25 protein-coding genes are annotated in these 22,154 nt (G+C 61.7%); 3 read left to right on the top strand and 22 right to left on the bottom strand.

What is annotated here, in order from left to right; translation table 11 throughout:
- Positions 1 to 170: 170 nt before the first annotated feature.
- The 20 genes from AC1D1M_RS09685 to AC1D1M_RS09590 are packed head-to-tail and all read right to left on the bottom strand — an operon-like array spanning position 171 to position 18,179.
- Positions 171 to 1,397: a beta-ketoacyl-ACP synthase gene (locus AC1D1M_RS09685; protein ID WP_477775467.1), complete on the bottom strand. Its 1,227-nt coding sequence runs from the start codon at positions 1,395 to 1,397 to the stop codon at positions 171 to 173.
- The gene (fabG, locus tag AC1D1M_RS09680) at positions 1,397 to 2,125 is read right to left on the bottom strand and encodes a 3-oxoacyl-ACP reductase FabG (RefSeq protein ID WP_477775466.1); all 729 of its coding nucleotides are present in this window, start codon (positions 2,123 to 2,125) and stop codon (positions 1,397 to 1,399) included. Before fabG ends, AC1D1M_RS09685 begins: the two co-directional genes overlap by 1 nt.
- Positions 2,122 to 2,583, bottom strand: coding sequence for a hotdog family protein (locus tag AC1D1M_RS09675; RefSeq protein ID WP_477775465.1), 462 nt, complete (start codon positions 2,581 to 2,583; stop codon positions 2,122 to 2,124). Before AC1D1M_RS09675 ends, fabG begins: the two co-directional genes overlap by 4 nt.
- The gene (locus AC1D1M_RS09670) at positions 2,580 to 3,776 is read right to left on the bottom strand and encodes a beta-ketoacyl-[acyl-carrier-protein] synthase family protein (protein WP_477775464.1); all 1,197 of its coding nucleotides are present in this window, start codon (positions 3,774 to 3,776) and stop codon (positions 2,580 to 2,582) included. The genes AC1D1M_RS09675 and AC1D1M_RS09670 overlap by 4 nt, the downstream gene beginning before the upstream one ends.
- Positions 3,773 to 4,303, bottom strand: coding sequence for a hypothetical protein (locus AC1D1M_RS09665; RefSeq protein ID WP_477775463.1), 531 nt, complete (start codon positions 4,301 to 4,303; stop codon positions 3,773 to 3,775). The genes AC1D1M_RS09670 and AC1D1M_RS09665 overlap by 4 nt, the downstream gene beginning before the upstream one ends.
- Positions 4,303 to 5,028, bottom strand: coding sequence for a class I SAM-dependent methyltransferase (locus AC1D1M_RS09660; protein ID WP_477775462.1), 726 nt, complete (start codon positions 5,026 to 5,028; stop codon positions 4,303 to 4,305). Before AC1D1M_RS09660 ends, AC1D1M_RS09665 begins: the two co-directional genes overlap by 1 nt.
- On the bottom strand, positions 5,025 to 6,272 hold the full coding sequence (locus AC1D1M_RS09655; protein ID WP_477775461.1) for an NAD(P)/FAD-dependent oxidoreductase: 1,248 nt from the start codon (positions 6,270 to 6,272) through the stop codon (positions 5,025 to 5,027). The genes AC1D1M_RS09660 and AC1D1M_RS09655 overlap by 4 nt, the downstream gene beginning before the upstream one ends.
- Positions 6,259 to 7,419, bottom strand: a complete 1,161-nt coding sequence (locus AC1D1M_RS09650; RefSeq protein WP_477775460.1) for a sodium:proton antiporter — start codon at positions 7,417 to 7,419, stop codon at positions 6,259 to 6,261. Before AC1D1M_RS09650 ends, AC1D1M_RS09655 begins: the two co-directional genes overlap by 14 nt.
- Positions 7,416 to 9,755: an MMPL family transporter gene (locus AC1D1M_RS09645; RefSeq protein ID WP_477775459.1), complete on the bottom strand. Its 2,340-nt coding sequence runs from the start codon at positions 9,753 to 9,755 to the stop codon at positions 7,416 to 7,418. The genes AC1D1M_RS09650 and AC1D1M_RS09645 overlap by 4 nt, the downstream gene beginning before the upstream one ends.
- Complete coding sequence (locus AC1D1M_RS09640; RefSeq protein ID WP_477775458.1) at positions 9,739 to 10,341, bottom strand: outer membrane lipoprotein carrier protein LolA; 603 nt, start codon at positions 10,339 to 10,341, stop codon at positions 9,739 to 9,741. The genes AC1D1M_RS09645 and AC1D1M_RS09640 overlap by 17 nt, the downstream gene beginning before the upstream one ends.
- On the bottom strand, positions 10,338 to 10,763 hold the full coding sequence (locus AC1D1M_RS09635) for an acyl-CoA thioesterase (protein WP_477775457.1): 426 nt from the start codon (positions 10,761 to 10,763) through the stop codon (positions 10,338 to 10,340). Before AC1D1M_RS09635 ends, AC1D1M_RS09640 begins: the two co-directional genes overlap by 4 nt.
- On the bottom strand, positions 10,756 to 12,300 hold the full coding sequence (locus tag AC1D1M_RS09630; RefSeq protein ID WP_477775456.1) for an HAL/PAL/TAL family ammonia-lyase: 1,545 nt from the start codon (positions 12,298 to 12,300) through the stop codon (positions 10,756 to 10,758). Before AC1D1M_RS09630 ends, AC1D1M_RS09635 begins: the two co-directional genes overlap by 8 nt.
- The gene (locus AC1D1M_RS09625) at positions 12,281 to 13,222 is read right to left on the bottom strand and encodes an LpxL/LpxP family acyltransferase (protein ID WP_477775455.1); all 942 of its coding nucleotides are present in this window, start codon (positions 13,220 to 13,222) and stop codon (positions 12,281 to 12,283) included. The genes AC1D1M_RS09630 and AC1D1M_RS09625 overlap by 20 nt, the downstream gene beginning before the upstream one ends.
- Positions 13,219 to 13,953 (bottom strand): glycosyltransferase family 2 protein, encoded by a 735-nt coding sequence (locus AC1D1M_RS09620; RefSeq protein ID WP_477775454.1) that lies wholly within the window; start codon positions 13,951 to 13,953, stop codon positions 13,219 to 13,221. The genes AC1D1M_RS09625 and AC1D1M_RS09620 overlap by 4 nt, the downstream gene beginning before the upstream one ends.
- Positions 13,946 to 15,625 carry an ApeI family dehydratase gene (locus AC1D1M_RS09615; RefSeq protein WP_477775453.1) on the bottom strand — a complete coding sequence of 560 codons (1,680 nt, stop codon included), beginning with the start codon at positions 15,623 to 15,625 and terminating at the stop codon, positions 13,946 to 13,948. The genes AC1D1M_RS09620 and AC1D1M_RS09615 overlap by 8 nt, the downstream gene beginning before the upstream one ends.
- Positions 15,622 to 16,167: a COG4648 family protein gene (locus AC1D1M_RS09610; RefSeq protein ID WP_477775452.1), complete on the bottom strand. Its 546-nt coding sequence runs from the start codon at positions 16,165 to 16,167 to the stop codon at positions 15,622 to 15,624. The genes AC1D1M_RS09615 and AC1D1M_RS09610 overlap by 4 nt, the downstream gene beginning before the upstream one ends.
- A complete protein-coding gene (locus AC1D1M_RS09605; RefSeq protein ID WP_007993766.1) occupies positions 16,164 to 16,418 on the bottom strand; it encodes an acyl carrier protein in 255 nt (84 codons plus the stop codon). The genes AC1D1M_RS09610 and AC1D1M_RS09605 overlap by 4 nt, the downstream gene beginning before the upstream one ends.
- Positions 16,419 to 16,427: 9 nt before the next feature.
- Positions 16,428 to 16,688, bottom strand: coding sequence for a phosphopantetheine-binding protein (locus AC1D1M_RS09600; RefSeq protein WP_477775451.1), 261 nt, complete (start codon positions 16,686 to 16,688; stop codon positions 16,428 to 16,430).
- The gene (locus AC1D1M_RS09595; RefSeq protein ID WP_477775450.1) at positions 16,669 to 17,478 is read right to left on the bottom strand and encodes a lysophospholipid acyltransferase family protein; all 810 of its coding nucleotides are present in this window, start codon (positions 17,476 to 17,478) and stop codon (positions 16,669 to 16,671) included. Before AC1D1M_RS09595 ends, AC1D1M_RS09600 begins: the two co-directional genes overlap by 20 nt.
- Entirely contained in the window at positions 17,454 to 18,179 is a 726-nt protein-coding gene (locus tag AC1D1M_RS09590; RefSeq protein ID WP_477775449.1) for a beta-ketoacyl synthase chain length factor, read from the bottom strand. The genes AC1D1M_RS09595 and AC1D1M_RS09590 overlap by 25 nt, the downstream gene beginning before the upstream one ends.
- A gap of 355 nt (positions 18,180 to 18,534) precedes the next feature.
- Here AC1D1M_RS09590 and AC1D1M_RS09585 point away from each other — a divergent pair, with 355 nt between their 5' ends.
- Positions 18,535 to 19,305 (top strand): ParA family protein, encoded by a 771-nt coding sequence (locus tag AC1D1M_RS09585; protein ID WP_008016979.1) that lies wholly within the window; start codon positions 18,535 to 18,537, stop codon positions 19,303 to 19,305.
- Between the two features lie 15 nt (positions 19,306 to 19,320).
- On the opposite strand, the gene trxC is transcribed toward AC1D1M_RS09585, so the two are convergent.
- Positions 19,321 to 19,755, bottom strand: a complete 435-nt coding sequence (gene trxC / locus AC1D1M_RS09580; protein WP_477775448.1) for a thioredoxin TrxC — start codon at positions 19,753 to 19,755, stop codon at positions 19,321 to 19,323.
- A 194-nt stretch (positions 19,756 to 19,949) separates the two neighbouring features.
- Between trxC and AC1D1M_RS09575 the strand changes: the two genes are divergently transcribed.
- Both AC1D1M_RS09575 and AC1D1M_RS09570 read left to right on the top strand, forming a co-directional pair.
- The gene (locus AC1D1M_RS09575; RefSeq protein WP_108216275.1) at positions 19,950 to 20,246 is read left to right on the top strand and encodes a type II toxin-antitoxin system HigB family toxin; all 297 of its coding nucleotides are present in this window, start codon (positions 19,950 to 19,952) and stop codon (positions 20,244 to 20,246) included.
- On the top strand, positions 20,243 to 20,644 hold the full coding sequence (locus AC1D1M_RS09570) for a helix-turn-helix domain-containing protein (RefSeq protein WP_477775447.1): 402 nt from the start codon (positions 20,243 to 20,245) through the stop codon (positions 20,642 to 20,644). The genes AC1D1M_RS09575 and AC1D1M_RS09570 overlap by 4 nt, the downstream gene beginning before the upstream one ends.
- Positions 20,645 to 20,650: 6 nt before the next feature.
- Here AC1D1M_RS09570 and selO read toward each other — a convergent pair whose 3' ends face one another.
- Complete coding sequence (selO, locus tag AC1D1M_RS09565) at positions 20,651 to 22,114, bottom strand: protein adenylyltransferase SelO (RefSeq protein WP_477775446.1); 1,464 nt, start codon at positions 22,112 to 22,114, stop codon at positions 20,651 to 20,653.
- Between the last annotated feature and the right edge of the window lie 40 nt (positions 22,115 to 22,154).

The raw sequence follows: 22,154 nt of genomic DNA, 5'->3' as shown, positions 1-22,154 counted from the left end.
GTTGTTCGTAGGGGGATTTCGGACAATACTGATGGCGTTCCCGAAAGGGGCTTGTGAGACTCTGAGGATCCTGGGCAACCAGCCATCACAGAGCCAGGCAGGTAAAGGGCGATGACAAGCCGACCTGTTTGTGAAGGGGCGCCGAAAGGCGCCCTTTGTCGTTTCTGGCCTTACGACCAGCGCTTGAAAATCAGCGACGTATTGACCCCACCAAACGCAAAATTATTGTTCATCACGTACTGGTTGCTCATCTGCCGAAACTCGCCGCGCAGGTAGTCGAGCTTGCCGCAATGCGGGTCGACTTCGTCGAGGTTGAAGGTGTGGGCGTACAGGTCGCGGTTCATCATTTCAATGCTGAACCAGGACTCCAGCGCACCGCAGGCGCCGAGGGTGTGGCCGAGGAAGCTTTTCTGCGAACTGATCGGCATGTGTTCGCCGAACAGGCTGCTGGTGGCCAGGGTTTCGGCGATGTCGCCCTGTTCAGTGGCGGTGCCGTGGCCGTTGACGTAGCCGATGTCCGACGGTTTCAGCCCGGCGTCTTCCAGGGCCAGTTCCATGGCCCGGCGCATGGTGACCTGTTCCGGACGGGTGGTGTGCTGGCCGTCGGCGTTGCTGCCGAAACCGACGATTTCGGCATGGATGTGGGCGCCGCGGGCCAGGGCGTGTTCCAGTTCTTCGAGCACCAGCATGCCGCCGCCTTCACCGATCACCAGGCCATCGCGTGCAGTGTCGTATGGGCGCGGGCTGCGTTGCGGGGTGTCGTTTTTCAGGCTGGTGGCGTAGAGCGCGTCGAAGACCATGGCTTCGGTCGGGCACAGTTCTTCGGCACCGCCGGCGAGCATCAGTGGCAGGCGCCCGAACTTGATCGCCTCGTAGGCATAGCCAATGCCCTGGCTGCCGCTGGTGCAGGCGCTGGACGTCGGGATCAGGCGACCGGTGAGGCCGAAGAAGATGCTGATATTGGCTGCCGTGGTGTGCGGCATCATGCGCACGTAGGAGTTGGCGTTCAGGCCTTCGGCCACCGAGTTGAGCAGCATGTTGCCGAACGCCTTGATCTCGTCGGTGCTGCCGGTGGAGGAGCCACAGGCGACGCCCATGCGCCCGTCCTTGATCGACTCGTCGCCCAACAGGCCGGCGTCGGCCAGTGCCATCTCCGCCGCCCCCACAGCAAGCCGTGAAACCCGGCCCATGCTGCGCAGTTGCTTGCGGGTCCAGTGGCTTGGGACCTTGAAGTCATCGATGGGGCCCGCCAAGCGCGTATTGAGCTCGGTAAAACGATCCCACTCGTCCATCCGGCGGATGCCGCTGCGGTTGGCCGCGAAGTTGCCGGCGATGGTCTCCCAGTCGCTGCCCAGTGAGGTGATGCCGGCCATGCCGGTGACGACGACGCGCTTCATCAGCACAGGCCTCCATTGACGGCCAGAACCTGCCGGGTGATGTACGAGGCTTCCGCCGACATCAGGAAATTCACCGCGCCGGCCACCTCTTCAGGGGTGCCCATGCGTTGTGCGGGGATCATTTTCATCAGTTCTTCCACCGGCACGTTTTCGTCGAGCATGGCTGTGTCGATCAGGCCGGGGGCGACACAGTTAACGGTGATTTTGCGCTTGCCCAACTCGATCGCCAATGCCTTGGCCGCGCCGATCAACCCGGCCTTGGAGGCACTGTAGTTGACCTGGCCACGGTTGCCGATCAGGCCGGATACCGAGGTGATGCAGACAATCCGCCCGGCGGCGCGACGACGGATCATCGGCATCATCACCGGGTGCAGCACGTTGTAGAAACCGTCGAGATTGGTGCGCATCACCACATCCCAATCCTCCTCGCTGAGGGCCGGAAAGGCTCCATCGCGGGTCAGGCCGGCATTGAGCACCACGCCGTAATAGGCGCCGTGGGTTTCCACGTCGGCTTCGAGAATTTCTTTGCAACGGGCGCGGTCGGACACGTCGAACTGCAGGATGCGCGCACGACGGCCCAAGGCCTCGACTTCGGCCTTGACGGCGTCGGCGTCGGCCAGGCCGCTGCGGCAATGCAACACGATGTCGTGCCCGGCCTGGGCCAGGCGCAAGGCGATGGCACGGCCGATGCCACGGCTGGAACCGGTGACCAGTACGGATTCAGTCATGGCTGGACTCCTTCGGGTTCATGGAGATATTGAGCGGCCTGGGGTGGGCGATACACGTTCAGACGGGCGGTGACATGTATGCCGGGGGCGTTGATGTGGCACTCGAACACGCCCATGCCGTTATCGTCTTCCAGGGAGCGAATCCCGTGGATGGTCAACTCGGTGCCGGCCGGGAAGCTTTCAACGTTGCATTCGAACTTTCGGCTGCCGAGCAGGAAGCCCAGCTCCACCGCATCACCGCGCTGACGCGCATGGCAACCGGCGAAGGCGGCCACGCTCTGGGCCATCAATTCGATGCCGACCCAGGCCGGCAGGCTGCCGTCGGGGAGATTAAACAGGCCATCGGGCTTGACGGTCAGGCGCGTGTGAATCTGCTCTTCATCGAATGCCAGGATCTGATCGATAAGGATCATGTCGCCAGCGTGGGGCAGCAATTCGGCGAGCGGCCAGTCAATCATGGGGCGTCTCCGATAATCAGGCTGACGTTGTTGCCACCGAAGGCAAAGGAATTGCTCATCAGGTAGCGGGGTGCAATGGACGTCAGGCGAGTGGTCGGGGTCACCCATTGCAGCGGCGGCAGTTCGGGGTCGGGCTGTCCGTCCCAGACGTGGGGCGGCAGGGCATGCTCGCGATTGTCCGGGCTCAGGCTCAACCAGCAGAACGCCGCTTCCAGCGCCCCGGCGGCACCGAGGGTGTGGCCGGTCATGGGTTTGCTCGACGAACAGGGTACGCCGGCCGGGAACAGCGTCGCCACGGCCTGGCTTTCCATGGCGTCGTTGTGCTGGGTGGCGGTGCCGTGCAGGTTCAGATAAGCGATCTGCTCCGGTTGCAGGTTGGCACGGCCCAAGGCTTTGCGCATGGCTTGCAGGGCGCCACGCCCGCTCGGCTCCGGGGCGGAGATGTGATGCGCATCGGAACTGGCGCCGCTGCCGAGCAAGGCAATCGGTTGGCTGTCGCCTGCACGCCGGGTCATCAGGAACAGCACCGCCGCTTCGCCAATGTTGATGCCATTGCGGTTCACCGAAAACGGATTGCAACGCTGTTCCGAGACTGCTTCCAGCGCCGAGAAACCGTTGAGGGTCAGCTTGCACAAGGTGTCGACACCGCCACACAGCACCGCGTCGCAAATGCCCAGGTCCAACAGGCGCTGGGCGCTCATCAAGGCCCGGGCGCTGGAGGTGCAAGCCGTGGAAATGACATAGGCCGGCCCGCTCAATTGCAGCCACTCGGCGAGGAAGTTTGCCGGCGCACCGAGTTCCTGTTGCTGATAGTCGTACTCGGCAGGGAACTGCTTTTCGCGCAGGTAATGCGCCAGGCCCTGGCTGGCCTCGTCGATACCCGAAGTGCTGGTGCCCAGCACGACACCGATGCGGTCGCGGCCGTAGGTCTGGATCGCGTTGTCGATGTCCGGGCGGATTTGCAGCGTGGCTTCCAGCAACAACTGATTGTTGCGACTGTGATGGCGCGACATGTCGGCTGGAATGCTTGCCAGTTTGCCCTGCACCGCACCGACCGGTAGCGCGCGTTGCGGTACCCACCCGGCTTGTTCGCGCATGCCGGAGCAGTCGCCGGCAAACAGGTTGCGCGCGACCTCCTGCTTGTCGCGGCCTAGCGCGCAGACCACTCCGAGGGCATTGAGGTAAGCGGTCATGGCTTTTCACCGCTCAGGGGCGTGACTTGATAGGTCGGACCACTTGGAAACTTCAATTCAAAATTCTGCGGTTGTGCGTAACGGATGTCCCAGCGCTCGGGCAGGGACCGTTGTCTGCCGTGCTGCCAGGCGCCGGGATAGTTGGTCGCCAGTTCATCTTTCGGCGTCAGCGCAAACAGCAGTGCCGCGAACAGCTCCCGGGCTTGCGGATTGGGCGGCAAGAAACCATCGGACTCCCAGGTTTTGTCGATCAATTTCTGGCGGGCCTGGGGAATGCCCAACAGGTCCATCATCGACCAGCGAATACCAGCCTCTTCACGCTGGATCACCAGCACCCAGTCCTGGCGGTCGTCGGGCTGTAAGAGCTGGATGTGCAGTTGCAGCGGCAACGGCAGATCCGGATTGTGCTCGGGCAGTGGCGCCCGGCCGGCGCAGGCGCTCAGCAGCAGGGTTGCGGCGATTAACAGAAATCGCATAGCACCGGTTACCCCACAGGTTTGGTAGTTCAAGCGGCTGGCAATGAACATCACACCGTTCCTTCAAAAGGTTTGCGCGCCACCACATTGACCAGGGTTTCTTCCCGTTGGCCAAAGGGTTTTGGCTTGCACACACCCAATAGTTCGAGCAGGCCGAAATCCTTGGCGCGACTCCACCACAGGTACGGATAAGACACGTTTTGTGCCGAGAATTCGAAACCCTGCTGGCGAATCATTTGCAGATACTGCGCAGCGCTTTTCTGCACGTGCATCGGGTGGCGGAACAACCAGCGGATCACCCAGGTATCAATGTAAGCCTCGGTGGATTCGGCGAACAGCAGATAACCACCGGGCTTGAGCACGCGGTAGAACTCGGCCAGTGCCTGTTCCTGCTCCACCAGATGATGGAAGGTCTGGTGACAGAACAGCAGGTCGATACTGGCGTCCGGCAGCTTGAGGCTGGCGCAGTCACTGCCGATCAACTCCACGTCCATGCCCTGGCGCGCCGCTTCTTCGCGGCTCTGGTCCAGGCTGTGGGGGTCGGCATCGACGCCAATCAGGCGACCGGGCGCAAAGGCCTGGCGCAGCAGCGGGAATGACTTGCCCTGACCGCAACCGGCATCCAGCAGCACCGGGCTGACCGGTAGCGCTTCGCTGAACAGGTTGCGCAAATCGTCGATCGCCAAGCGCAGCACATAGTGTTGCCAGATCCGGCTGCGCAGGAACCACAACCCGAAACGGGTTTCTTCGACGTAGTGGTCGCTCAAGTAGTTCATGACGCATCCATTGCACAGAACTCCGATATCACCTTCAACCGGCGCCTGGCTTCGCTGACGAACGGGTTGCTTGGGTCCCAGGCATATCCGGCAAGAATGGAGCTGATCATCCCGCGGATTTCCGGCGAGCTGCCCTCATGGAAAATCACGTCCTGGAAGGTCCCGGCGTACCAGCCTTCGACGTAGCAACGGAATGTATCGACGCCGCGCTTGAGCGGTTCGGCGAACTCGGTTTGCCAGTCGACGGCTTCGCCTTGCAACTGACGGTGCAAGACCCCGGCGGCCATGCTCGCCGAACGCATGGCGATGGTCACGCCGGAGGAGAATACCGGGTCGAGGAATTCCGCGGCATTGCCCAGCAGCGCGAAGCCCGGACCGTGCAGGGTTTTGACGTTGGCCGAATAACCGCCGATGGTTCGCGCCTCGGTGTCCCACTGCGCATTTTGCAACACACTGGCCAGGCTTGGCGTCTCGGCGATAAAGCTGCGCAGGCACTCATCCAGATTGTCGCTGCGGCCGGTGAAACGTTCCTCGGCGGCGACCACGCCGACCGAGCAGCGCCCGTTGCTGAACGGGATGGTCCAGAACCACACGTCGCGCAGGGTCGGATGAGTGGTCACGAGGATCTTGCTGCGGTCGAAGGTCGGGAGGTCGATACGGTCTTCGATATGAGTGAACACGGCCTGACGCACCGGGAAATTCGACGGTGCCTCGAGGTCGAGCAAGCGCGGCAGCACGCGGCCGTAACCACTGGCATCGAGCAGAAAATCGGCTTCGACGCGATACTCGCTACCGTCTTCGCGGCGCACGCCGAGCTGCGGTTTCCCCGGGGCAATGTCGACGCTGACGATGGTTTCGCCATAGCGGATCTCCACGCCTTGCAGCGCGGCCTGATCGGCCAGCAGCTTATCGAAATCGGCGCGCTGGACCTGAAACGTCGTCGATTTGCCGTGGCTGAACGTTTCGCCGAAATCGAACGCGCTGTAGCGTTCGCCCCAGGCAAACGCGGCACCGGTTTTCAGCTGGAAACCGGCGGCGTTGACGGCGTCGAGCATGCCCGCTTCCTCGACGAAGTCCAGGCAGTGCGCCAACAGGCTCTCACCAATCGAAAACCGTGGAAAATGCTGACGCTCGATCACCAGTACATCGTGTCCCTTGCGCTTGAGCAACGCAGCGGCGATGGCCCCGGAGGGCCCGGCGCCGATGACTACGACCTGACGACATTCCATTTCAGCGGTTGGCATGGGGGCTCCTTGCCGGGACAGCGGTATTCAGGGGGATTCGGTGCATGCCGGTCAGGGCTGGCAACAGTGTAGCGATCAGGCCCATCAGCATCAGGGCAAAGTACAGCGGCGGGCTGATGAGTTGCTGCTGCAGCAGCAGGTTGAGAAAAACGATCTCGCTCAAGCCACGGATGTTCAGCAGGACACTTTCCCGCCAGCGGCTGGCGCCCTTGAACGAGGCCCCGGCCCAGCCGAGGCCAAGCCAGTTGCCCAGCAGTTTGCTCAGCATCGGCAACAACAGCAGGGCGACCAGTTGCACCCAGCCGAGGCTGTCCATCGCGCTGTGCACGTTGATCTGCACGATGCCGAACGTGAGGATCAGCGGGATGGCGATGTACGTCTGCAATCGGCTCATCCACAAGGCCGGCAACGGCAGCACCAGCGGCGCTTTCAGTGCGGCCATGATCAACACATAGCCAATGCCGAAAATCAGCGCATTGAGCTTGTAGTGCTCGGCGACGACCAGCAGGGCGAAAAAACACAGGCTGTAAAGCCAAGTCTGGCGCAAACCGAGCAACCGCAGCAGCACCGGCAGGCACGCGCCGGCCAGGGGCAGCAACAGGCTGCTCAGGTGCAGGCTGCCTTGGGCGATGCCGAACAGCGTCCAGCAGGCGAGGTCGATGAGGATCGCAGTTTGCACCAGACGCCGGGTGGCGGCGGGTGGGTAGTCGATGTGCCGCAGGTACAGGTACAACACCGGAATCGCGGTGATGGCGAACAACAGGCCGACGGCCAGTGAGCTGATCCACGGTTGCGGCGGCAACAACCAGACCGCCGTGGCCAGGCCGCAGGCAAACGGAATGCAAAAGCTGGGCAGGGCGATTTTCAGGCTTTGGCGATCCAGTTGCAGGTCGATCACATCGCTGAGGATGTAGCCCAGCAACAAGGCAAAGCTCAGGCTGTAGAGGTTCTTCAGCCAGCCCGGCGACACCAGCAGCGCACCGCTCAACTGCCATTGGGGCTCGATCCAGAAATACATCAACAGCGGCAAGCCGAGGGTCGCCAACAATAACTGGCTGACGATGGGGATCAGGCCGAAATGGCGGCCGACACGGGTCGCCACCGCGAACAACACCAGCGCCATCGCCCAGAACAGAACGACCATCATGTTGCCCGCTCCACGGCCGTAGGCTCATGCACCTGTCGACCGGCCCAAGGCGCGAGCAGGAAGCTGAAGATCAGGCCGAGGCTCACCGACAATCCGAAATTGCTCACCGCCGGGGTGCTCGACACCGCCAGCAAACCGAACGACAGCCAGGTGGTCAACGCCGCCAGCAGGGTGCCCAGCAGGCTCACGGCCGCGCCGCCGACCTGTTCGCGCATCAGGATCGCGTAATCGACGCTGATCGCCGTCACCAGCAGCAGGCCGAACAGACTGAACAGGGTCAACGGCTGCCCCAGCCAGCCGAGGCTGGCCAGGCTGCACAACGCTGCCAGCAGTGGCAGGGACACGATACGCAACGCACCGCCGAGGCCGAATGGCAGGATCAGCACCAGCACGATCAACACGCAGGAGGCGAGTTTCAGTTCGGCGGCACTGATTTGGGTGGCCGCGAAGACGTTGTTCAACTCACCCAGTCGATCCACCAGTGTCACGCCGGGTAAATCCTCACCCTGGAGCCGCAGCAGGGCCGGGTTGTTGATGCCTTGCAGGCTGATCATCGCCGCCACGCCATCATCGGTCGGCCCCAGCCACAAGGCCCGGAAGGGTTCTGCCAACGGGCCGCTGAGCGCTGCGTCGATGTCCACGGTCGGCAATGCCTGTAACTTCGTCAGCTCGGTTTGCAGCGCCTCGGCCGGTACGCCGATGTCGAGCAACGGTTGCCAGAACGAAGGCAGTTTGCTCAACGCTTCGCGCACCTGTTGCTGTTCGCTCGGCGGGCTGACCAGTTGATTGAGCGACAGATAACCCTGGAGCTTTTCCAGGCCAATCAATTGATCCAGTCGCTCTCTCAGGGCGGTCTGGCGTTCGAGCAGTTGCTGCTGATTGGCGGCGCGTATCAGGAAGAACTGGCTGGTGGGTTGATAGCCGGTAATCCGGGCAATGGTCTGGGCTTCGTCGGTCAATTGTTGCGGTGCGCTGATCCACTGGCGGATGTCGTTTTTGCTGCCCAGCTGCAACAGGCCGCCCACGCAAAAGGCGATAAGCAGCGCCAGCAAGACAGGCGTTTTCGCCTGTTTGAGCAGCGCTTCACGACAGTCCAGCAAAAGCTCGCAAAGGCGCAATGGCCACTGCGCCGGGCGCAGGTCTACGCCCTTGAGCAATGCCGGCAACAGGCACACGGCGGACAGGTAGGCGCCGAGCAAACCGGCGGCAGAGAATGCGGCAATCTGGGTCAGTGCCGGGAAGGGTGTCCAGGCCAGGGCCAGATAGCCGATGCCGCTGGTGATCAGGCTCAGGGTCAATCCGGGCAAGGTCATGCGCAGGGCAGGCCAGCTGTGCCAGGGTTTCAGGCTCCAACTCTTGGACAGGTAATGCAGCGGGTAATCGACGGCAACACCGATCAGGCTCGAACCCAGCACCAGCGTCATCACGTGCATATGGCCGAACAACGCAACGCAAGCCACCGCACCGAAGAGCATCCCGACCAGCACCGGCACGAACGCCAGCAAGACGCGCCAGCGTCGGAAGGCCAACAGCAGCAACAGCAAAATCCCGGCGGTGGCACCGCCGCCGACCCAGGTCATCTCCCGGGCAGCCTGCTGCTGCCCGCTGGCTGCGTACAACAGGCCGCTGGCGGCGAGCAGTTGTACGTCGTGCCGGGCGGCTTCTTCGCGGCTGTGCTTGAGCAGGTCGGCCACTTGCAGCGGCAGGTTCATGTCGAAGGCGTTGCCGGTGGTGCGCGCGCGCAGCAGCACCCAGCTCTTGCCATCGGCATCGGCGACCAGGGCGCCGCTGCCGATGTCCAGTTGCACCGAACCGCGTTGCGGCTGGCTGTTCTGGATGCGCCCGGTCAGGCCCAGCCAGTCGTCCTGGCTCGGCACCAGGCTGTAACCGTTGAACGGGTCGAACAACGCCTGCACGCGTTGCTGGATAAAGGTCTCGGGGTGCTCGATCAGCAGTTGTCGGTCCGCCGCCTGGAGCATCGCCAGGCGACCTTGCAGCAACTGCGTGCGCAACGCCGGCAAGTCAGCTTGCAGGGTCCACTGGACCTTTTCGAACAAGCCGCTGGCCTGCCATTGCTCGCCGAGGGTTTGCGCCATGGCGACGGCTTGCTGGCGATCGGTGTGGCCGACCAGCACCAGCATTTCGCGGTTCAGCGGTTCTTGCATGCGTTGTTCGGCGCGCAGTTCAAGGGCATCGGGCGCCGTGCCGGGCACCAGTTCCATCAGGTTGGCCGACAGCGGCGCGGCATCACGCCATTGCCAACCGGCGAGCGCCAGTACGGCCAGCAGCAGGATCAGAAACAGCCGTGGCAACCACCGTTCACTCGGCAAAGTCATGTTGCTCCGCGTCGCTCAAGGGTTGGGCGCTGGTGCTGTCCTGCATGCGCAACAACGTACTGTCGCCCTGGGTTTCGAGCAGTTCGATGCTGTGCACCAGTTCTGCGCCGGTAATGTTGATCTGGTTGAACACCTGCTTGAGCAGCATCGAGCGTGGCAGCAGCGTGAGCTTCCAGTTCTGCGCGTCGCCGCTCAAGGACAACTCGAAATCCCGTTGCAGGCCGCTGCTGTCACCTTGCAGCACGGCGAGGAACAAACGGTTCTGCTCGGCACCGGCGCTTTTGCCCGGCAGCATTTGCCAAACAATGCCGTCACGCCGGGCAATGCCTTTGGCGGTGATGCGATAGTCCTGTTGCAGTGGCGTTTTCAGCAGCCACAACAAGCCGTGGTTTTTTGCCAGCACGAACGTGCCTTTGCTGGTCAGAGGCTGGGGCAGGGCGCGCAGGTGTTTTTCCTGGATGAAGCTGCCGTGGATCACCTCGGGCCGGGCCAGTTGATCGCTGAGTTGTTGCAGGTCGAAGGCGCTGGCCATTGAAGAGAGCCCGAGCAGCGCCAGAACAGCGAGGCATCTGCAAATCGACTTCATGCCAGCACCTTCGCCACGGCGTCGGTGAACACTGTCGGCGAGACCAGTTGCATCTCGCGGCTGGCGATGTCGACGGCCACCTGTACCGACATGGCCCGCGTCAGGCGCTCACCGGTTTGCAGGTCGCTGATCAGGTAGTTGATCTTCAAGCGGTTCTCCCACTCCACCAGGTTGGCGCGCACGTTGAGTTTCTGGCCGAACACCGCACCGCGCACGTAGCGCAATTGCAGGTCGATCACCGGCCACGCATAGCCGGATTCGTTCATCGCCGTGTAGTTGTGGCCGATCTTGTCCAGCAGCGCACAGCGGGCGACTTCCAGGTATTTGACGTAATGGCCGTGCCAGACTACGTGCATGCTGTCGACGTCAAAGAACGGTACGACGATTTCCGTGTCGGTGTAGAGAAATCCCTTACTACGCATGCAGCCTCCAGTGTTGTTCGGCGATGCGTAGCAGGCACAGGCGCAATTCGCCTTCCAGCGCGCGGTCTTCGATGACCGGTGGGAAGTCCCTGGCCAAGTCTTCATGCATGGCGGCCAATGCGGGTGGCAGTGGTCGTGCATCTTCGGCCTGGCCGCGCAGCCAGACGCCCTGATTGGCCGCCAGCAGCGTGGCGGCGGCCACCTGCTCGGTCAATTCCAGTACGCGGATCGCATCCCGGGCGGCGATGGTGCCCATGCTGACTTTGTCCTGGTTGTGGCATTCGGTGGAGCGCGAGAAGACGCTGGCCGGCATGGTGTTTTTCAGCGCTTCGGCGGTCCAGGCACTGGTGCCGATCTGCACCGCCTTGAAGCCGTGGTTGAGCATGGCGCGATCAGCTGTGGCGCCGGACAGGTTGCTCGGCAAACCATGGTTATAGCGCTCATCCACCAGCAGCGCGAGTTGCCGGTCCAGCAGGTCGGCGACGTTGGCCACGAGGTTTTTCAGGCTGTCCATGGCGAAGGCGATGTGCCCACCGTAGAAGTGTCCACCGTGCAGCACGCGCTCGGCCTCGGCGTCGATGATCGGGTTGTCGTTGGCGCTATTGAGCTCGATTTCGATGAACGAACGCAGCCAGTTCAGGCTGTCGGCCAGTACGCCCAGCACATGGGGCGCGCAGCGCAGGGAATAGCGGTCTTGCAGGCGATGCAGCGGCGCGGTCGGGGCGTCGATGGCCAGATCCTTGCGCAACCACGCGGCGACTTGCATCTGACCCGGGTGTGGCTTGGCGGCGAACAGGCGCTCGTCGAAGTGCTCCGGGTTGCCTTGCAGGGCGACCACGTTCAGCGCGGTGATGCGCGTGGCCAGATGCAGCAGGTAATCGGCGCGGGCGTAAGCCAGGCAAGCCAGACCAGTCATCACCGCGGTGCCGTTCATCAATGCCAGGGCTTCTTTCGGACGCAAAACCAGCGGCTGCCAGCCGAGTTCGCGGTGCACATCGGCAGCCTGCCGGCGCTCGCCGCGGAACATCACCTCGCGTTCGCCGGACAGTGTGGCGGCAACGTACGAAAGCGGCGTCAGGTCACCACTGGCGCCCACCGAACCTTCCTCCGGAATCAGCGGCAGGATGTCGTGTTCAAGGAACGCCTGCAGGCGTTCCAGCAGTTCCACGCGGACCCCGGAAACACCGTGGCACAACGACTGCAAACGCGCGGCCAATACCGCACGAGTGGCCTGGGCGTCGAGCAGTTTGCCCAGACCGCAGCCGTGGAAGGTATACAGATGACGGGGCAGCGCCTCGACGTGATGCAACGGCACCGCGACCACGCAGGAGTCGCCATAACCGGTGGTCACGCCGTAGATCACGCCTTCCTTGTCCAGCAGAGAGTCGAGAAAACGCGCGCCCTTGGCGATGCGCTCGCGGTAGGCGGGATCGCTTTGCAACTGCGTCGGCACCTTGCGGTTGGCCAGTGCCAACACATCTTCAATGCGCAAAGGGCGTTCGCCGAAGGTTACCGGCTCAAGCGTTGGCGTCGTCATCGGTCTTCCAGAAAGGGTAAAAGTTGAACCATTGTTGGGGCGCTTCGAGGCAATAGTGACTCAGGCGCTCGGCATAGCGGGAGGCCCACTGATGAATGACCTGTTCACGGTCGCTGCGCTTCCAGGTGATTGCCTCAGCGAACGGCTCGATGGTCAGTCGATAGTCACCGTCGGGCTTTTTCAGGCACAGCAGTAGGTTGACCGGGCATTTCAGCAGGCCGGCCAGCAGCCACGGGCCTTGGGGGAACCTGGCCGGATGACCGAGGAAATCCACGGTCGCGCAGCGTCCGCCATGCAGCGGCACGCGGTCGCCGGCAATCGCCAGCCACTCGCCACGCTCCAGGCGTTCGCTCAGTTGCAGCATGATCCCCGGGTCGAGCTCGCTGACTTGAATCAGGCGCAAATTGGTTGCCCCGGCTTCGCCCAGCAAACGGTTGAACTGTTCGGCGTGCTTGGTGTGCACCAGCACGTTCATCGTGACTTTCTCGCCGATCTCTGCCAGTGCGCGGCAGACTTCCAGGTTGCCCAGGTGCGCGCCCACCAGCATTTGCCCGCGGACACCGCGCAACTGATCGCGCAGCAGCGCCGGGTCGATGATTTCGATTTGTTCGATGCTCAGCTTGCCGTTCCATACGTCGAGTTTGTCGAGCATGGAATCGGCGAAGGCCATGAACTGGCCGAACACCCGCCAATGGCTCGGGCGCAATTCGCTGCGACCGCTCCAGTCGCTCAGGCGTTGCTGGTATTGCCAGGCACTGTGTCGGGCGCTGCGACCGAACAGGAAAAAGTACAACACGATGCCGTACAGCACTGGGCTCAGTACTCGACGGCCCAGCACTTTGGCGCCGAACGCGGTGAGCTTCATCAGCCAGAAACTGCCCCGTTCTTCGCGGTCGGCCCAGTGCTGCTTGTCTGTGCTCATGCCCGCCACCGTCGCCAGAGGATCACTGGCGCGCGCAGTAACATGCCGAAGAACAGCCGCGTGTGCATGCTGGAAATCAGCACGTTGTCGTGGAACATCCGAAAATGCGAAACGCCATCCAATGGATAGTGGACCTTGGTTTGCAGCCATTGCATCGGCTGATTGCGCCAGGCCAGGCGCACCAGAATGTCTGAGTCGAAGTCCATGCGCTTGCCGATTTTCGCTGACTCGATCAACGCCAGAACCGGTGGCAATGGGTAAACCCGGAAACCGCACATGGAGTCGCGAATCTGCAACGACAGGGTGTTGATCCAGACCATCACGTGAGTCAGGTAGCGCGCATACAAACGGCCTTTCGGCACGCTGGCGTCATATAGCGGATAACCACAAATCACCGCCTGCGGATGGCGGCGTGATTGTTCGATGAAGCGTTTGACGTCCTGCAAGTCGTGCTGGCCATCGGCATCCACCTGCAAGGCGTGGCTGAAACCCAGGCGTGACGCTTCGCGCAAGCCGGTCATGACCGCGCCACCTTTGCCCTGGTTTTCGGCGAGACGGATCAGGTAAACCATTTCACGTTGGGCCAGGCGATCCAGCACCCGGGCGCAGCGCGGGCTGCTGGCATCATCTACCAGAATGCACGGCAAATGGCTGGCGATCAGGGCATCGACCACCGTGGTGATCGCGTCTTCGTGGTTGTATACCGGGACGATGGCGCAGGGGCTATGCATGCGACGCCTCCAGCAAGATCCGCCCGCTGGAGCAAGTGGCGGTTTCGTTGCGATAGGCGAAATACAATTTGCCGCGCGCCGGATCAAAGCGCAGGTGCAGTTGGATTTCGTCTCCCGGGCGCACCAGTTGCTGGAACTTCAAGACTTCCAAGCCGGCGAATTTTTTCGGCAGGTTCATCAGTTGCTGGCCCAGGCTCAGCGCCCAGTCCACCTGCACCACGCCAGGCAACACCGGCGCCGTGGGGAAGTGACCGCTGAAATAGGCCAGGTCCGGTGGCACGGCCAGTTGCAGGCTCCACTCACCATGGCTTTCGACTTGCTCCAGCACCTCAGGCGCTTTGGGGCGCGGTGCCAACAGCAAGGCATCGACGTCGGCCTGGGGCAGTTTGCCCTGAGTGTTCAGCGGCAGATGCCGCAGCAGACGCCAGCGCCTTGGCAGGGCCAGGGCTTCGCAATGTTGGCTCAGGCGTTGGCGCAATTGCTCGGTGAGGCTGCGTCGACCCTGATTGCGCAGCACATGCAAGCCAGCCTCGCTCAGCACCAACAACGCACCCAGGGAGGCGCGGTTTTCCTGAACGACACCGAGCCGCGCTTCGACGACCCATTCATGGGCCATCAGCGCCTGTTCCAGCATCGGCAGCGAGATGCGTTTTTCTTCCAGTTTGACGATCCGGTCCAGTCGCCCGAGCAATTCGAAGCGCCCATCGACGGCAATGCGCGCAGCATCGGCGGTGTGTTCGACCTGGCCACTCGGCAAATACGGCGAAGCGATCAACAGCGCGCCATCACTGTCCTGACTCAGCGTGACATCGGCAAAGGGCTGCCAGAGTTCATCGCCCTGACGCCAGGCGATGCCGCCGGTTTCCGAACTGCCGAAAATTTCCGTTGGCCATTGCCCCAGACGCTCATGCAGGCTCTGTGCGGCCTCGACCGGCAATGCGCCGCCGGAGGAAAACACCCGGCGTACGGAGCTCAAGGCCGGCCAGTCGAGGTTGTCGCCCATGCGCTTGAGTAGCGCCGGGCTGGCCACCCAGGCGAAGGCCGGGTGCTCGCGGCTGGCGCGTTGCAGGTCTTCCGGAAAGGCCAACTGCCGACGTACGAACGGGCGCCCGGCGCACAGCGGCCACAGCACCCGGAACAGCAGGCCATAGATGTGTTGGGTGGCCACACTGCCAATGATGCATGCCGGGCCAAGGTCCGCGCCCCATAACTGCTCAAGGGATTCGACTTCATTGGCCAGTTGGCGCAGGTTTTTTTCGATGCGCTTGGGTTCGCCACTGGAGCCGGATGTGCACAGGCTGAGTTGGCAGTTATCCAGGTCCAGCGCGGCGGCACTGAGCGGCGGCTGTTGGAGGTCGCCAAGGTGCGTGTCGTCGGGCTGATCGCTCAGCCACAGATCAACGTCACCTGACCAGCGTTGGCGGGTCTGCGGTTGCAGGTCGGACGGCAGCAGCACACTGACCCCGGCACGCCAGGCGCCGAACAGGGCAATCGCCAGGTCGGCGGCATCCTCAAGGTGCACGGCCATTTGCCGTACCCCCCGGGCTTGCAGGCCGGCAGCCAGGCGCAGCGCCTGTTCGCACAGTCGGGCGTGATCCAGTGCCGGAGCGGTCGTTACGGCGCGCTCAGGCTGAGCCTTGAGCAGCAGGTGCTCAAGTTTTATCCAATTCATGGGCGGCCTCGTACCCTTTGTCGAATGAGCCATTCAATGGCAAACATCAGGCCTATCAATCCGTAGGAAATCAGGCCGGTGTACAACGTCCACCAGCTCAGCGGCGCCCAGACGGTCAGGGCGGCGGCGCACACACCGTTGCAAAGAAAAAAGACGCTCCAGGCGATGGTCACCTGACGGGTATAGCGAATGCCCTCGGCCGGCAGTTGCGGCTCGCGTACCCGGGCCAGGCGTTCAACGATCGGTGGGCCGAATGTCAGGCTCGATCCGAACAGCACCAGCATGAAGCTGCTGATCAACACCGGATACCAACGCAACAGCGCCGGGCTGTCGAACAGTGCCAGCAACAGGCAGAACACAATGGCCACCGTGGCCATCCACAGGCTGCCAGGCCGGCGTTTGCCGGTCAGCGCCCGGGCCAGCCACAGTCCTCCCAGCAGCAGCCCGAACTGCCACGGGGCGAAATGCTCCATGCCGAAATACACCGCAAAGGGATACAAAAGGCCAGCCAGCAGCAGGCCGAGGCCAATCAGTCGATTCATGCGACCGGTTGAACCAGACGGTAGACCGCCTCGACCACGTCACTGACGGTACGCACCGATTTGAATTCTTCGGCGGCGATTTTCTTGCCGGTCTGACGTTTGATGTGATCAATCAGGTCGACCGCGTCGATGCTGTCGATTTCCAGATCCTGATACAGGTTGGATTCCAGGCTCACACGCTCGGGGTCCAGTTCGAAGAGCTCGACCAGGGCATCGCGCAGGGTGTTGAAAATGTCGTCACGAGTTTGCATGGTCCGGTCTCAAGCTGCCTGTTTTGCGGTGACGAACGCCGCAAGGCTCGCCACGTTACTGAAGTGATTACGTGTGTCTTTGGCATCGGCGTCGATTTTGATGCCGTACTTTTTCTGGATGGCCAGGCCCAGTTCCAGGGCGTCCACCGAGTCCAGGCCCAGGCCTTCGCCGAACAGCGTCTGGTCGTTGCCGATGTCTTCGGCGCTGATGTCTTCCAGGCCAAGGGCGTCGATGATAAGCATTTTGATATCACGGTGCAGATCGCTCATCTTCGGCGAGCTCCTTAATAAAGTAAGAATGTAGATAATCGTTGAGCTTGCGCGAGGCCTGCGGAGCCGGCCCCTGCGTGGCGAAGGTCTGTGGGTCTATATCGGCCCCGACCCGGAAACTGAAGTGCACGCGCCGCTTGGGGATGCGATACCAGGGCTCGGCCTTGGTCAGTGTGGTCGGGCTGACCTTGATAATGACCGGGGTGAGGATTTTCGCACCGCGCAGGGCGATTGCCGCGCCGCCCCGATGAAAGGCCGGTGCCTGGCCGGGTCGGGTGCGCGTCCCTTCGGGGAAAATGATCAGGGTCTGGCCGTCTTTCAGTGCATCGGCAGCCGCGTCGAGCATGTCCATGCTGCCGTCGTTGCTGATGTACTCAGTGCAGCGCAGCGGTCCGCGGGTGAAGGGATTTTCCCAGAGGCTTTGCTTGACCACGCAGTTGGCGTGACGCACCAGGCCGATCAGAAACACCACGTCGATCAGCGACGGGTGATTGGCAATGATCATTTGCCCGGGACGACCGAGTTTTTCCGCGCCTTCAATGGTGTAGGTCAGCACCCCGGTACGGGCCATGAAGCGCACAAAAATCCAAAAACAGCGGCTGACCGTTTGCCGGGCCCGCAGCCGGTGGGTTCGGGCGTCGCCCGGCAGGCAGTTCAGCAAAGGGAAAATCGCCAGACGCAGGCACAGCCCGCCCAACCCGAACAGGGCAAAGCTCGCGGCGGTGGCCAGCAAGCGCCAGTAATAGGCGTCGCGGTTTTTCTCGGTCACGGGTTGCGTTGCCAGGTCCATACACGATTTTTCCAGGCATGTTGGCAGGTGGTTTGCTGGCCGAGCAGCATACGCAACAGATTCAGCGCGTGGGGCCAGCGGGGTTTGGACAACGCATCCGAGGGGCTGTTCAGGGACAACCGCCAGTCGGTGCCGGGTGTGATCAGCAGGCCGACGGCATAAGGGAACGGCACGTCGTCGATCCAGGTTGAGTAAGCCTCGGGCGGCTGCTCTTCGGTGACCACCAGCAGTACTGCGCGAGCGCCTTCAGCCAGCAGCGCGGCAGCTTCCAGCATGCCGTGTTCCAGGCCATCGCCGGCGGCAGCCAGGGCCGTCATTTCGCTGGTTTCACCACGCATGATCGACCACAAACCAATAATCGCGTTATGCACCGACAAGCTGAACTGGGTTGGCGACAGCGGCTGATCGGCGGCCAGATCACTGAGAATGTCGACGGTGCGGGGCGTTTCGCCGTGACGGGAAACAAAGACCAATGGCAAATCCTGCCGACCTTCGGCCAATGGCCAGCCAACACTGAAGGCCATCCGCGCCAGGCGGCTGAGCCGCCGGCGCTGCATGGCCGGCAGAAAGGAAACGTCGGGAGCGGCATCGCTGTCCGGCAGTACGACCGGTTGTCGGCTCCAGGCCTGCCAATCGCTCACGCTATCAAGCCCAGGGGCCCAAGCGCGCCATTGGGCGATGTTGAAGTTGATCACAGACATTCATCCCACCCTCACGGGCTTACTTGACGCGGGGAGTGGCTGAGAGCCGGGACTTACCCTGCGTGGCGTTTGGCGCCGAGTGGCGCGCATTATCCCGGTGCCGGGAACGTGTAGCAAATGCTGGTTACATTTTGCTCAGCAAGATGAAGCGGTTGGCTCGCAAAAATTGAACGATTGGTAATTATTCACAGAGTTTTTGCTCCGTCTGTCGGTTTTGGCGTCGAATCACTGAGCCGTTCAGGGCTTTTCAAGCAAGAGAAGGCAACTGACTGTGTAGTCCCTTTGCCGACAAGGTAGCGAAGCAACGCGGTGGACCACTACACTCGGTCATTCTTTGGTACACGGAGGTTTTGACATGCGGCGCGTGGTGTTCAATCAGAAAGGTGGCGTTGGCAAGTCCAGCATTGCCTGCAATCTGGCGGCGGTCAGTGCCAGCGAGGGTTTTCGCACCTTGTTGGTGGATCTCGATGCCCAGGCCAACTCCACTCAGTACCTGACGGGGCTCACCGGTAACGATATCCCGATGGGCATCGCCGATTTCTTCAAGCAGACGCTGTCTTCCGGGCCGTTCTCCAAAAAGAATCAGGTCGACATCTACGAAACCCCGTTCGATAACCTCCATGTCATTACCGCCACCGCCGAGCTCGCGGACTTGCAGCCAAAACTTGAAGCCAAGCACAAGATCAACAAGCTGCGTAAGTTGCTTGAAGAGCTGAGCGAAGACTACGACCGGATTTACCTTGATACCCCGCCAGCGCTGAATTTCTATGCGGTTTCTGCATTGATTGCCGCCGATCGTGTGTTGATCCCCTTCGATTGCGACAGCTTTTCACGCCAGGCACTGTACGGCCTGATGGCGGAAATCGAAGAGTTGAAGGACGACCATAACGAAGGCCTGGAAGTCGAAGGCATCGTCGTCAACCAGTTCCAGGCCCGCGCCAGCCTGCCCCAGCAAATTCTCGACGAACTGATCGCCGAAGGCCTGCCGGTGCTGCCGGTGTACCTGGCCAGCTCGGTACGCATGCGCGAATCCCACCAGGCCAACACACCGCTGATCCATCTCGACCCGCGGCACAAGCTGACCCAGCAATTCGTTGAGCTGCACAACCTGCTGGAAAACGCCTGAAAAACCTGTGGTGCTTCAGATGCCCTGGCTACGCAACCAGCTCATCAACTGCGGTAACGGAAAGGCCCCGCTCTGCCGGGCGATTTCCCGGCCGCTTTTGAACAGGATCAGGCTCGGAATCGAGCGAATCCCCAACTGCGCCGACAACTGCTGGTTCGCCTCGCTGTCCAGTTTGGCCAGCCGACACTTGCCCTCCAGTTGCCCGGCTGCCTGCTCGAACACCGGCGCAAACGACTTGCACGGCCCGCACCAGTCCGCCCACACGTCCACCAGCAGCGGCAGATCGCCCTTGATCTGGCTGGCGTAGTCGCCTTGCTTCAATTCAAACGGTTTGCTCAGCAGGACTTCGGCCTTGCAGCGTCCGCATTTTGGATGGTCGTTGAGACGCTCGGCGGGAATGCGGTTGAGGCCGTTGCAGTGGGGGCAGGGGATGAGGAGTGGGTCGGTCATGAGCGATATCCAATGGGAAGCAGATAACACCTAGTTGGAGACGTTTGCTCATGTTTTCAATCGCGCAGCGACAAACGATAAAACTAGGCTAAGTCGTGCTGAGCCACACCGCTGGTCTGCCAAGGATTATCGCAACTTGCGATATTTTTGATCTGTGATTAACTCCCCATAGCAAAGTGCGATAAGGATGTTGCATGCATGTTCTCACCGAAAAAAGAGTACGTGAAGCCAAGGCCAAATGGCCAATGGCAGCCAACGCGCTGGATCATTGGTATCAATTAGCCAAAGGAAGCAAACCGCCGGATTTTGCGGCGATGAGAGCCACATTCCCTGCTGTCGACAAGGTAGGTGAGTTTCATGTTTTCGATATTGGTGGCAACAAGTTGCGGCTGATAGCTTTTGTCAGATATCGATCGCAAAAGCTTTATATCAAGCATGTGCTGGATCACCGCGAATATGACCGTGGCAAATGGAAGGAGGAAAGAGCATGAGTGTCCTGATCAAAAGAGCTGCCGAGCACTGGGAGTTCGTCTCACCGCTGCTTCGAAAGCCGAAAAGCGAAGATGACTATGACCTGCTGGCGCATGCGCTGGACGAGTTGCTCGAGATGACCGGCGATGATGAGTCCCACCCGCTGATGAGTCTGGTGGATATCATCGGTGACTGGATTGAGGAGTGGGACCATAAGCATCACCCGATGCCGAAGCCTAGCGGGGTCGAGGTTCTTGGCTACTTGATGCGTGAACACGGCCTGAGTCAGAGTGACCTGCCTGGCATCGGCCCTCAGTCTGTGGTTTCCGAGATCCTGAGCGGCAAGCGCCAGCTCAACCTGCGGCAGATCCGCTGGTTGGCCGAGCGCTTTGGTGTGTCGGCAGAGGTCTTTATCTGACCCGCCTCACGACGAACAACTGATCTCCAGATGCTTGCCCCACTCCGGTGGTCGCTCGGCATAACTTTCCATCCCCGGTTGTTCCACAAACGGATTGCTCAGCACCCCGTGCAGTCGGCGGACTTCCGAATAGTCGCCGCTCTGCGCTGCCTCGATGGCCTTTTGCGCCAGGTAGTTGCGCAGGATGTACAGCGGGTTGACCGCGTGCATCCGCTGGCGGCGCTGCTCTTGATCAAGCGTGCCTTCTCGGGCCACCCGGGCGACGTAGAGTTCGCCCCAGGCATCAAAGCCCTTGAGGTCGACGAAGTCGTCACGCAAGCGGGTGATGGCCTGTTCCGGTGCTTCTTCACCCAAACGGCGGAAAAACAGGCTGTAGTCGACGCCGCTGTTCTGCATCAGCTGCAGCAGGTTCTCCAGCAATTTCTGATCGTCATCCTCCGCGGTGGTCAGGCCGAGGCGGCGACGCATCAGGTCCAGGTAATGAGCCTGGAACAGCGGCAGGTACAGGCCGAGGGTTTCGCGCAGGGCCTCGACGCTGATGAACGGCGTCAGGGCCTGGGCCAAGGCGCTGAGGTTCCACTGGCCAATCGGCACCTGGTTGCTGAAGGAGTAACGGCCCTGGTCGTCTGAGTGATTGCAGATGAAGTTGGCGTCGAAATCGTCGAGGAAGGCGAACGGGCCGAAATCGAAGGTGATGCCCAGGATCGACATGTTGTCGGTGTTCATCACCCCGTGGCAGAAGCCATAGGCCTGCCACTTGGCAATCAGCTCGGCATTGCGCTCTACCACTTCGCGGAACATCGCCAGGTACGGCTCCGGTTGTTCCAGGCACTGCGGGAAGTGCATGGCCAGCACGTGATCGCCCAGCTCTTTCTGCTGCTCGGGGCGCTTGGTGTAGTAGAAATATTCGAAGTGGCCGAAGCGCACATGGCTCGGCGCCAGGCGCAGGACCATGGCCGCGCGCTCCTGCTTTTCGCGCCATACCGGGGTGTCTGAACCGATTACGCACAGGGCGCGAGTGGTCGGGATGTTCAGGGCATTCAGGGCTTCGGACGCGAGGAATTCGCGGATCGACGAGCGCAGTACCGCCCGGCCATCGCCCATGCGTGAAAACGGCGTCTGGCCAGCGCCCTTGAGGTGCAGGTCCCAATGTTCGCCAGCCTCGTTGTACACCTCGCCGAGCAACAGGCCGCGACCGTCGCCCAGTTGCGGGTTGTAGGAACCGAACTGATGCCCGGAATAGACCATCGCCCTTGGAATCGCGTCGGCCCAGAGCTTGTGGCCGCTGAACAGTTCGGCGAACTCCGGGGTTTCGGCCTCGGCCGGGTCGAGGTCCAGCAACGCCATGGCGGCGGGGCTGGCCACCACCAGGCGCGGATTATCGATGGGCTCGGGCAGCACATGGGCGGAAAACGCATCGCCCAGGCGGTCGAAGCGATTATCGAAAGTGAGTTCGTCGAGGGCTTTCAAGGGCCGGCTCCAGCAGAATGTCCGAGCATTCTGCTGGGGA

This window comes from Pseudomonas sp. P1_F7 (genome assembly GCF_056405655.1).
The sequence above is the reverse complement of the archived record's forward strand: the minus strand, read 5'-3'. Positions and strand labels throughout refer to the sequence as shown.